Raw genomic sequence first — 12,603 nt, 5'->3', positions numbered from 1 at the left:
TTGGAAGGTAAAGGATCAAGGACATTACCACCAGACGAATTCCAGTTGTAAAGCTTAATGACCACCCCCAACCAAAACCCCGAACAGCTTGCCCGCGACCGCATCGATGAGATGCAAGATGGAATTGACACATTTTCACAGCAATTACTTTAATTACAAACAAAACAAGGGAACTAATGATGAATGCCGCCTATGATTATTTCAAAAGTGAAGGCAAAAGTAGATATCAAGAGAAAATGGCTGAATATTCTTTTCTGAAAGATATTCATATGCAAGCAGCTGCAAAGGGAAAAGATCTAATTGTTTCTAGATCGGACTTTGATGCTTTTGGATTTGATGTCATAATAGGGATCGAAAGCAAAATTCTATTCATTCAACTCAAAGCCTTTAGTGGAAAGGCAGCCGTATGGGATGTACACAAATCATTGTTAAGGTCAAATAATGGTCATGTAGTAATAGGACACTTGGTAAATTTAAATGGTGGGATCAACGTAAATTACCACATGCTTAAAAATGAAAACCGGATTAGTGCATACAATAGGCCACCTAAAGTCCCAAAAGCAACCAAGTGTAAGGTGAATAAAGGAGACCTAATATCAATTAATAGTAATCTCCTTTGTTTATTTGATGAAATTCCAGCTAACCTTCTACCTTAAATAATAAACTGAAAGCTCTGGTAGTCGCAACTTGTCTGTTCAATAAACTAAATAGAATACGAGAGTTCATTACTAATTGGCCCCTACTCTTCTTCCGGAAACTTACAATTTAATTTAAATCTGCTTTCCTAGATCATGGCAGCCTTATCAAGAAAATTAAAATGAGTTTTTATAGTTGCCCCAATCTTTTCGATATCTTTCTCCATTACATCAATCTGTATAACGCTAAGAGTTATCCGTCCTGCCGCAGACTCAATGAAGTATTCGGCCAACAGAGACGCTTCATTTTCCACCCCAATGAATTTCGGGTAAAGTAGATACAGTTGCTTGCAATTGTATCGTAATGCATATGCTGTTACCTGATATAGATCGCTCTTGCTTATTGCAACTCCTCCCTTTTTATCAAATGGATATTTGAATTTGGTGTCGAGAATGATGGTGATGCCCTCGTGTGTTTGTATGGTAAAATCCGGCTTCAGAAGAAAGGCACCTTCGTTATTACAGGTAGCCAGATGTAGCTGAGGACCACCGTGAGAAACTACACATCGATTGTTGAAGAATTCACCTAAGACTTTCCCAACAAACGTTTCGAATAGCAAGTGAATAGGGACAAGGAAGCTGAACGTTTTCTCTTTGCCATCCTTTAGGCCTGGCTGTGAGTTGTGGAAAAACAGCTTTGCCATATTGAAGAGCGGTTCAAAGTCGGCATTAAGGCGGTCGAACCTAATCGCTTTATACATCAGTGTACTTAGCGGCTTTAAATCAACTTCTTCGAGATAGTTGATACCCCTTACCAGCATCCGCTTGTTATAACTATCGGTTGTTCGTGTCAGCAACATCACGATAAGAGCTTTGAATAGCCGGTTTAATGGATTATTAATCGTGTACTCATCGTATCGTACAACATGAAGATGTTTAAGGATGGGATTTTTCCTGGCCGTTTCTGAGAACAATATCCTGCCTTTGATGAACTGTTGATTATGCTCCTGCTGGATGTAGTTTCGATTAATTTTTTTACTAAATAAATCGAGGAACTCTGTAATGAAAATGCCAACAAATATTTCAAGTAAGTCCGATGCAGAGGAACTTTGAAGCTGCGGAGGAAGTTTTTTGTGGCTCAAATAACCACTCCAGGATAAAAGTCGATAAACAAAATTTAAAGAGTCATTTAGTTCGGCTCCTGACAATTCAACCCCAACACTTTTCGCGTAAATTTTTGGCAATATTTGTATGCGCGTGTGCCCTCTTTGGAAAAACCCGATATAGTCCATTATCTGCAACGTGCCGTTTGCTTGCAGCGAAAAATTCTCTTTACCAATAATGTCACTTAACGCATAGAGATTATCTAAGTGCTCATTAAATCCCGGCACTTCATTGTTGTAATCCTGAAATACAGTAATGATATCTGAGTTCAACTACTTGATTTTTAATAGGGCTGCCTGAAACTCGTTGTCGGATTCAATCATCTTTACCCGGCCTGTACTCTTGTCAATGAAAGACTCTGTTATAATTCCCGCTATACTTTCTGCATCATTATAGAAGTACTCCATCAGCAATGGGATGATTTGGTAGTACCAAACGATTTTAAATTCGGTGAGCGTTAGTACTTCCAAAAAATATGACTGTCCTATACGGTGATCCCGATCAAGTTTCACGCTGATTTTAGTGTTAATTGCGTCAAGCAGAGTTGACAAGTCGAGATCACCTGCGACCAGCTGGCTTTCATTTTTGATTATGGCCGGATTTGGTTCTATTTCTTTGAAGATGAATCTTCGACGCAAGGCGGTATCAAGAACAGCAATACTCCTATCTGACGTGTTCATAGTTCCAATCAGGTACAAGTTGGCGGGTAACGTGAACTCTTTTTGAGAATACGGTAGACGAACTTTTATTTTATCCCTCTTGTCTTTCTCCACAAGAGTAATAAGCTCACCGAAAATCTTAGATATGTTCCCCCTATTAATCTCATCAATAATTAAAAAATAAGGCTCCGCGGAGTTCTTATCCGGGCTTGCCACGGGATTCTCCGCTCCCAGCAGTTCCTTGATGTCGAGAAACTTCATGTTCGCTAGCTCATAGAGGGTAACCTGGCTCAGCTTTTTTCCGCCGTTGTACTTTACAATATTTACCGGGGTACCAAAAACCTTCAACCACTTTACCTTGCGGCGATGAGCGGATTTTCCAATCAAGTTGTTTTTCCATTCATATGGTCCGTCAACCATGCCGATCGCGCGAATAGAGGTTTGGTTTGCTAAGACAAGCACAAGATCACCCTCACTCATTTCATTTAGAAAGTTGTTAACGCTATTGGCATTATTTGTTGAGTTTTGATTTTCCTTCTTTCTTGTTGAAATCAATTCATTGTAAATCGATTCGTAATCCCATCCAGCTATGCTCCTATCATCAAGCCAACCAATCGCAATAGTATTTGTTTGAATGCAGGACTGGTAAACCGATTCGTCTTTTCCTCTTTCACCCAGTGATATTTTCCAAATCCGATTGTCATCCTTCATTTTTTCGAACTCTCTAACCTTTAGTTCGGTTTTTAACTGACTTCTTGCCGCCTGATTGGCCACATCGAGCAAAATACCAGACTGGACTTTATATTTCAGATTACTTCCTTCGCCATTTTCCGCCTTGTCATTTTCGCTATCTATCATGGGTCGAAGGCCCTCTACGAATTCCTCATACGAAAACGACTGGTGAAAAGTGACGAATGTCGCCCTTCCATTGGCTTGGATCTGTCTGAATGACCTAATAACTTTCGTTCTGTCGAACTCAAAAGCCTCAATGGTTTTCTGTGCAGAATGTGTTTTACCGGTACCTGGAGGTCCGTACAGAATAAGGTTCGGCGAAAACTTTAATAACGCTACTAGGTCGCTATATTCATCAAGTTCGTCTTTTGTTAACTCCGGATCGTCGAAAGTTCCTGAGCCATTATCGTCACCACCATCATCGTCCGGATCACCTGGACCGTCTGGAACGCCCGGTTTAGGTCGAAATGTCCTTTTTCTACCCACGAGAACATTGTCGTACAAACCAATTGGACTTTTAACGGAGAAGAACCCGTTCTTTTCAATTTCCTCAATTACCGCAGTTAGAAACTTTTCCTTTTTTGATGCACCGTCAAAGATTGCAAATTCCAGAAGTTCCTTTAAACTGTAAAACTCATCTGTTTTGTTTTTCTGTTTGTATAAGTTTAACAGGCTTTCATAAGGAACAAAGGCGGCACCTTTAAATATCTCAATCTCTTGAATTTTCAAATTTTCCCTATCTCTGATTAGCACTCGAACATCAAGTTCCCGATAAGTTAAATCACCGTAAGTATCGCCTAAGGCAATATAGATATTACGAGTGTCGGCAAAATCTATTTGTTGGGGAGCCGGGCAGTTTTCATCACAGTGGATTTCGTAAAATCCGGTTCGCTCCGATGCCGTAGATTTAGCAATCTTATTTACTGTAATTAAATCCAGGACGAAGTACTTATACCGGGCGAATATCGATGTAAGGGGTATCGGGTCCTTGAATTCTTTTATCAGTTCAAATTGAACAGAACCTTCCGGATCAATTGAGTTTGGTTCTTCTGAGAAATACCTAACTCTCCATAACTTCTGGATAGAAGAATTGTAAACCGGAAAAACGTAATCACCAACTTCTATTCCTCCGTACCACGAATTGTTTCTTTTCCCTCCAGCGTAAAAGTTCTGTTCGAACTGTTGGGGGTAAGTTTTACTTATTTTACCTATAAAAATTCTATTCATCTGGTGTTCTTTGGAGAATAATGTGTTGAATTGTTGTTTGGTGAAAGAAAAACGTTTTGGAGCCAACTCACGCCGCCTCTCCACTCCAATAATCCGCAAACATCTCTGCCTGGGTCAGTACCTTGTTTACTGAAACAGTGTACTCGCCTGTAGCGGGATTGTCTGGTGGATATTTGTATTTACGGAGTATACGTTTTATGAGTGAGCGGATTTTTGCCTGAACACTTTCTTTTAGCTGCCAGTCGATGGAGGTATTTCGCCTGACGCTCTCGACCAATTCATGTGCGATTGCGCGTAACGTCTTATCCCCTAATATTGTTTCAGCTGTAGGATTCTCAGCAAGCGCATCATAGAACGCTAGTTCATCCTGCCTTAAGTCTAGCTTTTCGCCACGCTCTGCGGCCTCCCGCATTTCCTTAGCAAGTCTTATCATCTCGTCGATTACTTGGGCAGCTTCAATAAGACCGCTTTGGTAACGCTTAACTGCTTCTTCAAGTAACTTAGAGAACTTTTTACCTTGAGAAACATTGCTTTTCGAATTGTTCTTTACTTCATCGTTGAGCAAACGCTTGAGTAATTCTAAGGCCAGGTTCTTTTGGGGCAGGTTTCTCACGCTTGCTAGAAACTTGTCATCGAGAATAGAAATATCGGGCTTTTTGATGCCGGCAGCATCATATACATCCACCACATCTTCCGAAATAATCGCGTCATTCACAATCTGCCGTAATGCAGTTTCTATCTCCTGGTTACTCCGCTTCCGTTTGCTTTCGTCGAACTTTGCTATACGTGCTTTGATGGCCTGGAAGAACGCAAGGTCATCTCTTATTAGCAGCGCATCAGGATGGGTGACCGACAGTGCGAAAGCTTGCGACAGACGTGTAACTGCATCTTTGTATTTTTGTTTTCCATTTCTGATAACATTGCCCGACTCATCCACTTCGGTGAGACCTAAGATGAAGTTCGCAGCCTCGAGAATAAACTGCATTTTTTGCCTGGGTGTCTGGTTGAAGTATGCTTTGTAGTCGAACCCGGCAAACAAGTCGGCGACCAACTCGTATATTTCCAACATCTTCGCTGCAGCTTCATCAATATCATGCGTAAGCTTTCCTTTTCCTTTACTTTCGGTATAGGTAGCCAATGCCTTCTTCAGGTCTTGTGCAATGCCGATGTAATCAACCACCAGCCCACCCTGCTTGTCACCAAATACCCGGTTGATCCTTGCAATAGCCTGCATCAGGTTATGCCCGCTCATGGGCTTGTCTACGTATAACGTGTGCAGCACAGGCGCATCGAAGCCTGTCAACCACATATCACGTACAATCACAATCTTCAGTTCATCTTCCGGATCTTTTAGCCGGTTGCCAATGTCGGTTCGTTTCTTTTTGTTTCGGATGTGTTCAGCCCATTCTGGGCCGTCACTGCTGCTGCCGGTCATGATCACCTTAATTGCGCCTTTATCATCGTCTTTGCTGTACCAGTCTGGTCTGAGATGAACGATCTCATCGTGCAGTTCCACTGCTATCCTGCGACTCATCGCCACAAACATGGCTTTTCCTTTACTTGCGTTGAGCCGCTGGTCGAAGTGCTGAACCATGTCTTTGGCTACCTGCTGCAAACGGGTAGTACTACCTACCACCGCTTCCTTGCTGGCCCATTTGGCAAATCGTTTTTGTTTGTCGGTCAGTTCTTCGTCTTCGGTTATCTCCTCCACCTTCTGATCCATGATCTTCTTCTCTTCTTCGCTCAACTTTACCTTCGCGAGGCGGCTTTCGTAGTAAATGCGCACGGTGGCTCCGTCTTTTACCGCCTGCTCTATATCATACACGTCTATGTAATCGCCAAATACGGCCTGGGTGCTGGCATCCTGCTTTTCAATTGGGGTACCAGTAAAGCCAATGAAAGATGCATTCGGCAAAGCATCGCGCATATTACGTGCAAAGCCATCAATAAAGTCGTACTGGCTGCGGTGTGCTTCATCTGCTACCACAACCACGTTTCTGCGGTCGGTGAGCATGGGAAAGTTGTCGCCCTTTTCCTCGGGCAGAAACTTCTGAATGGTGGTAAACACAATACCGCCGGAAGCAACAGCTAACAAGTCGCGAAGGCTTTTGCGATTGGTTGCCTGCTTTGGCTCCTGTCTTAATAACTGCTGGCAGTCGCAAAAGGTGCCGAAGAGCTGATCGTCGAGGTCGTTGCGGTCGGTTAGTACGACAATCGTAGGATTATTCATTGCAGGCTCCACGACCATTTTACCGGTGTAGAACACCATGCTTAAACTCTTACCCGAACCCTGGGTGTGCCAGATAACACCTGCTCTTTTATCGCCCAGGTTGCCTGAAGCTCTGACTGTTGTAGCAATCGCTTTATTAACCGCGTAATACTGGTGGTAGGCTGCAATCTTCTTTATCGTCTTTTCCTTACTCTTTTCAAAACCAATGAAGTAACGGATGATGTCTAAAAGGCTTTCTTTTCGCAACATGCCTTTCAGCATCGGTTCCATCTCCGCCTCCGTATTGGTGTCTACAATGTTTTCTCCGTCTGAGGTCTTCCACTCCATAAAGCGGCTAAAGTCGCTGCTGATGGTACCTGCTTTTGCAAACCAGCCATCGCTGGCGATCATAAAACAATTGTATTGAAAAAGTAATGGAATGGTGCTTTTATACGTTTGGAGCTGCTGGTACGCAGCGTATACGTCAGCATTTTCGTCGGTAGCGTTTTTGAGCTCTATTACTATCAGGGGCAAACCATTGATAAACAAAACAAGGTCCGCTCTTTTATTAACGTGGTTTTCGATAACTGTAAACTGGTTAACTGCCAAAAAGTTATTTTGGTGTGGATTGTTGTAATCAATCAGCCAAACCTTATCGCTCCTGGTACCGGTAGCGACACGAAATTTTACATCAATGCCATCGGTAAGCATTACATGAAACGCCTCATTGCTTGCAAGTGCGTCGATAGATGCGGCACGCTGTACTTTTTTAAATGCCTCTTCCCTGGCCTCAGCAGGTATATGTGGGTTGATGCGGTCAATCGCGGCTTGCAGACGGGAAGATAGTACCACCTCGGCGTGTGTGCGTTCAGGAGTATCCGAGTCCACCAGGTCAGGACCGAAGACGGTGTCGTATCCCAGATCATCTTTTAAAAGGTCGAGGGCGATTTGTTCTATTTCATCTTCGGTAAGAAAATTACTCATAGCAGCAAGTTTCGATAGGTGTTTTTTATTGCTAGTTTTATGTCAAGGCAGTAAGGAACTTTTTAGGGCGTGTCCCCATCCCGGCTTAATGCCGGGAAAGGGGTCGGGCTTTTCGCTGCTACTCCTCGCCTCCTTCGTCGGCTGTGGGGTATCCGCTGCAATCCCTTACGCGATTTGTTCAAGTTCATCCTCGGTAAGGAGGCTCATTGTTGTAGAAATAGGAATTAAAAGGGTAGATTATCTTCATCAGTAGAAGAACTTGTTTCACTTGATGTAGCTGTTTCTGTCTGAACATTATCTGCACTTTGCGCTTCTCCTGTCCAATCGGTAACGATTTCTGTCCAGTTTGCTGTCCTTTCTTCTTTACCAGTCCATACATCCCAAAAATCAGGATCTTGAGACTTCGGCCTTTGACTTTTAGTGAGTGAGCGAAGTTGAACTAACATAGGAAGAGGTGACGCCCACCCTAACAGTATTGCTTTTTGTGTTGGTAGTACAGGTAACTCTTTCAATAATCCCCCTATATTGTCCGGCACTAGTCGCTTCACCAAATCTTGGTCTCGATCATTAACTATCCTGTGAAGTAAAAAGGTGTTACACTGAGAGAGAACTGTATCAGATAATTCAGAGGGTCGCTGAGAGGAGATAAGTAGACTTAAGCCAAACTTCCTTCCTTCCTTTGCTATCTTTTCGAACGTTTGACTGCACACTTCCGATGTTGACAGTTCTTCAGGAGCTGAAAATGTCTTCTTGATAAAGTTATGAGCTTCCTCTAGCATAAGTACAGTTGGAAGAACCTTCTCGTTTCGTCGCCTATATCTCTGTACAGCTTCGAATATTATGCGAGAAATAACTGAAACAATCAAATGAACTACATCTGATGGAATAAGTGATAAATCAATAATCGTGATACCCGTCAGATAATCATTTAACCAATTTTCAAGGGTGACATCATCATCCCTACCTACAACTTTCTTCATCCTTTTATCAGCTAAAAGGGTCTTGATTCGAAGTATCAAAAAATCGAGATGTTGAAGCACTCCTTGTTCCTCAGACAATGTTTCAACATGTTGCGGAAGTAATTCAGGGTCAAATGGAACCGGAGAATCTTCGTCAATATCAGTCGCTTCTATATTAGGAGTAGTATCGCTAAGTAAAGTTTCGACCGTTTCAATTGTTGAATAAACTTGTGCAACAGTAAAAGGTTCATAATTAATTTGACCATTGTTGAAGGGTGCATATCTTGATTGAGCGATTGCATCTAAATTCGAAGCTGCTTGTTCTATTTGATTTCTAAGTTGTTCATCTACTCTACCGATGAATGCTAATAAACTATCTTTATATGCCCGAAGCTTTTTTCCAAAATCGTTTTTACCGGGCCATTCAGAAAAGGCCCGAGACCCTGTTCTTAAATCACTTTTTAAAGAAATCACACAACTTTTTACATATCGATTGTACTGTAGGGCTGTAGTATCTGTATCTGTCTTTGAGCCATTTCTAAGTTCCCTCAATGCTCGTCTTAAAATTGGCTTTTGTGTCTTAGCAGATGCTTGGGAAAAGGAACTCCATTCAAAGCTATTCCATAACCACCCCGGGACTTTTAAGCTTTTAAAAATTCCAGCTTCCCTTTCAGAAATTTCAATCTTAAATCGCTTAACTGTAATGTTTAAATCGCTGAAACAATCACAGTATTCACCATTAGGATCAAGTATTACAAATCGACCATTTAGGTTTCCTATTCCTGCTTTATGTTTTTCTGCCTCTTCTAATGACCATCTGATTAGGCCAGCAGCCGAACAAGATTTACCACTGCCCGTATTGCCTAGCACGGCTACGTGTCTACCGAATAGTCTATCAGGATTTATGGTCACAGTTGCATCTCCAGCGATTGGTGCTGTTCCGATTCTTACGAAAGCTCCTTTGTCACTATTTTCTACTATTGCTCTAAGTTGTTCATGCTTTGGAAGTATAACGGTATCTCCAACCGATGGAAATGAATAGACCCCTCTTTCAAGTCGATGAAAACTTTCGCTGTCAGACACTATAGTCTTGAGTGTGCCAACTGGATTAATCATCATTTTCCTAGTTGGAAACGGTAAATCTATTAAGTCGTAATCCTTAAACCCCTTTCTTTTAGGATAACTAGAGTGTTCTGTTCCAATCCAACTTATCACTCCGACTACCGCTCCGATTTCATTTGGTATTAGGACATAACCATTGATTCGAGGGAAAAGAGAAGGCACTCCATTATTCAATGCGGTATTTTGTGGTGCATCTGGCTCTAATAATACTCTAATTTCTACTGGTGATACATAGTCCACCATTCCAATAGTTAGGTTTCTAAGCTGGTCAAAATCATGAAGCTGGTTCATCACTGTTTGTTGTTTCGTTGTTCGAACTGGAATTTACTGCCCCAGGTTTATCACGTCGGCTCACGAGGTCACGCATTTTTATTGTTAACCTATCAATGGCAGATTTAGGTAAATAGAAATCAACGAGGGATTTTAGTTCTCCAAAATGTGGTCCCATTAACAAAGTGTATTGTGCTTCATTCTTGTCTGCTAAAAACCTTTGTATTTTATCCCCAGGATCACCATAAGCTATAATCACAAGATGTGTTGAAGGGATTGTGAACATATCAGCAATAATCCTATTAATGTGAGAGTCTCCGAAACCATAGCCGTAGGTAACAATGGCAGAATTCGGTCGGCAAATAGAAGAAGAAAAATCTCTAAAAAGTTCAGAATAGGGATAATATGCAGTTTCTATATCTTTTGCTGAATTGGGATAAATAACAGCTTGCTTAGTCGCCTCTCGGGGTATTTCAGGATGAGTATCAGCCGCGCCGAATGGTAAAAGCATCCGTATAATCTTTCCATAATCTTCGAATTTCCAATCAACGGATCCGTGTAGCTTTGTAATCCTTGCTACACCTTCAACATACCTGGGTTCGCCTCGAATTCCAGGCGGGTTATAATGGTAATCCAGCTCCAATTTGGTGTTTCTAAATATTGGTTGCAGTTTTCCCTTAAAACGATCCATTAAAATTATTCCAGCTTCATCACATCCAAATTCTAAAAATCTGTCATAATTGGTTGTAAAGATGTTCAATCTTTCCCGGGAGGCTGCTCTACTTGAAAAACTTAGTAGAAATGAGTTTAAGTATTTAAATGCAACTAAAGCTTTCGCCTGTTCTTCTCCGGTAGCTAACCCAAGCTTCTCCTTAAAGGAACGTTCTGTAGCAAGAATATTCTTGATGAAAGAATTTAATTTATGATCCAATTCGGCATTCAACTGTTCCCTGTCGTGGTGTTTTTGTATTTGATAACCTCGCAGCAGCTCTAAAGCAACTCGGATATCGTCCTCCAAGTTTGCTTCCCCTCTTTCCATCGCTGATGCTGACTCGTTTGCAGCCTCTGCAATTATTTGGGAATAGACTCCATCTAGTTCAAGTCTTCCCATTGCTTGTGCTTCAACACCTGCCATGTAGCATAATCCTGTTGTCATTCCAGATCCAATCAATACTGAAAAATGCTCACTTTGGAAAATTGCACTAAGCCAGGGTTCAATCTTCGGCCGCCAATCAGATGGTTGCGGTGCATCATTAAAAGATTCGCATTCAGTATTTGTTTTTACCTTATGCACTCTTTGCCAAAATTCTACGTCCATTCTATCTATTTTTGAATGTTCATTTCCCCCTTCATCAACTTAGGTAACAAAGTATCCCGAAGTTCAATCAGCACATTGATTTCCTTCTGCTTCTGGAAGCTAAATTGAAATATAGAAAGTGTAACTTTTTCAAACACTTTCAAAATGCTCTCTGAAGGAATGACAATCTTTATGCCTGACAATATTGCTTGATTTAATAAAGGTTGACCTGATCCAACTCTATAATTGTTCAAATTCAAACTTTTAGCTAAAAGAAAACAAAACATTGAGGTTTTGACCCTGTTTGGTTCTCCGATGATGGCATTATCCGTCACGTATGAATTTTCAAGATTAAAGTACACTGCCCCACAAAAGCTTCCAACTCTTCCGATTATTATACTCTTTTCTTCTGCATTAGAGGTTTCAGCAAAACCTATTATACCATTCGCGCCATAGACCGGGAACTGATAGTTGTCAGATCTTTCAGGCGACGGTTTACCATTTCTAAAATTTAATAAGTCCCCCAATTTGCCTACCTTCCACTCCTTCGGTATCCTCCCCAATTCACTATCCTGGAACTCACCTGGGGCGCCGGGAAAATTAAAGTCGACAAACCATTCTTTGAAAAGTGCTTGTGCAATGGCTTCCAATGTTTGGTTGGTTTGCCGGTTCAATTCTATTTTATTATCTAAGGAAGAAAGAATGGAGGCAATTCGCTTCTGCACTGCCAAGGAAGGAAGTGAAATCGTTAAGTCTCCAATTTCCTGCAAATTTATATTTGGTTGTGCTGACTGGCCCGTGCTGCTGTTCACGTAATGAAAAAAAGAGCTTTGCCTCATGAAATAATCAATAAACCTTGGAAATGCCTCGGCTTTTTTTAACCTAATTAGCGCCAAAGCCTGATTTGTATTTGCTGGCAGTAAATCACTCGTAACCACGGCAGTTTTGCCAAGTACCATTCCGGCCATTGAAAATAATATATCACCTTCCTCAAGCTGGGATCTCTTAAGTTTTTCATGAGTGTCAGGTGTTATATAAACGAATTTTGATTTGTCAATCGTTCCGTCAAACGTTACAGATTCAGCTTTTATAAAGTTAACTCCTTCATCAACAAACCTTTCTCCTAATGTAGTCGGAGTTGTACCTTTAGTGATTTTAGAGGAAATTTCCCCTAATTTCACCTGTCTCCATCCTGAAAAAATCATAAGCAATAATTAAACTTTTTACACTCGAAATACATAAATGCCGGCATATGCTGTTTGCTAATGCTGCCCTATTATATACCGTACAAGAGTGCGACGCAACGGCTGCTAAATAGCCATATTTCCGCCGGGCGCATAAAAAA

General features: G+C 41.5%; 7 protein-coding genes. 1 reads left to right on the top strand and 6 read right to left on the bottom strand.

The features are described 5' to 3' along the window. The first annotated feature begins 176 nt into the window (after nt 1–176). A complete protein-coding gene (locus EXU57_RS08235; RefSeq protein ID WP_133267719.1) occupies nt 177–656 on the top strand; it encodes a hypothetical protein in 480 nt (159 codons plus the stop codon). A gap of 128 nt (nt 657–784) precedes the next feature. Here the strand turns inward: EXU57_RS08235 and EXU57_RS08230 are convergent, their stop codons facing one another. The 6 genes from EXU57_RS08230 to EXU57_RS08205 form a co-directional block, all read right to left on the bottom strand. Next, nucleotides 785–2,071, bottom strand: a complete 1,287-nt coding sequence (locus EXU57_RS08230) for an McrC family protein (protein WP_133267718.1) — start codon at nt 2,069–2,071, stop codon at nt 785–787. Continuing rightward, the gene (locus EXU57_RS25350) at nt 2,072–4,417 is read right to left on the bottom strand and encodes an AAA family ATPase (RefSeq protein ID WP_133267717.1); all 2,346 of its coding nucleotides are present in this window, start codon (nt 4,415–4,417) and stop codon (nt 2,072–2,074) included. A 67-nt stretch (nt 4,418–4,484) separates the two neighbouring features. Then, nucleotides 4,485–7,610 carry a type I restriction endonuclease subunit R gene (locus tag EXU57_RS08220; RefSeq protein ID WP_133267716.1) on the bottom strand — a complete coding sequence of 1,042 codons (3,126 nt, stop codon included), beginning with the start codon at nt 7,608–7,610 and terminating at the stop codon, nt 4,485–4,487. A gap of 224 nt (nt 7,611–7,834) precedes the next feature. Beyond that, the gene (locus EXU57_RS08215) at nt 7,835–9,982 is read right to left on the bottom strand and encodes an ATP-binding protein (protein ID WP_133267715.1); all 2,148 of its coding nucleotides are present in this window, start codon (nt 9,980–9,982) and stop codon (nt 7,835–7,837) included. Then, complete coding sequence (locus tag EXU57_RS08210) at nt 9,966–11,279, bottom strand: SIR2 family protein (protein WP_133267714.1); 1,314 nt, start codon at nt 11,277–11,279, stop codon at nt 9,966–9,968. Before EXU57_RS08210 ends, EXU57_RS08215 begins: the two co-directional genes overlap by 17 nt. 5 nt (nt 11,280–11,284) lie before the next feature. Then, the gene (locus EXU57_RS08205) at nt 11,285–12,463 is read right to left on the bottom strand and encodes a restriction endonuclease subunit S (protein WP_133267713.1); all 1,179 of its coding nucleotides are present in this window, start codon (nt 12,461–12,463) and stop codon (nt 11,285–11,287) included. Between the last annotated feature and the right edge of the window lie 140 nt (nt 12,464–12,603).

Origin of the sequence: Segetibacter sp. 3557_3 (assembly GCF_004354985.1) — a bacterium.
Lineage (GTDB): Bacteria > Bacteroidota > Bacteroidia > Chitinophagales > Chitinophagaceae > Segetibacter.
The sequence above is the reverse complement of the archived record's forward strand: the minus strand, read 5'-3'. Positions and strand labels throughout refer to the sequence as shown.

Coding starts and splice junctions, on each gene's coding strand:
- EXU57_RS08235 (WP_133267719.1), top strand. CDS start 177: ATGATGAATGCCGCCTATGATTATTTCAAAAGTGAAGGCAAAAGTAGA.
- EXU57_RS25350 (WP_133267717.1), bottom strand. CDS start 4,417: ATGAATAGAATTTTTATAGGTAAAATAAGTAAAACTTACCCCCAACAG.
- EXU57_RS08220 (WP_133267716.1), bottom strand. CDS start 7,610: ATGAGTAATTTTCTTACCGAAGATGAAATAGAACAAATCGCCCTCGAC.
- EXU57_RS08215 (WP_133267715.1), bottom strand. CDS start 9,982: ATGAACCAGCTTCATGATTTTGACCAGCTTAGAAACCTAACTATTGGA.
- EXU57_RS08210 (WP_133267714.1), bottom strand. CDS start 11,279: ATGGACGTAGAATTTTGGCAAAGAGTGCATAAGGTAAAAACAAATACT.
- EXU57_RS08205 (WP_133267713.1), bottom strand. CDS start 12,463: ATGATTTTTTCAGGATGGAGACAGGTGAAATTAGGGGAAATTTCCTCT.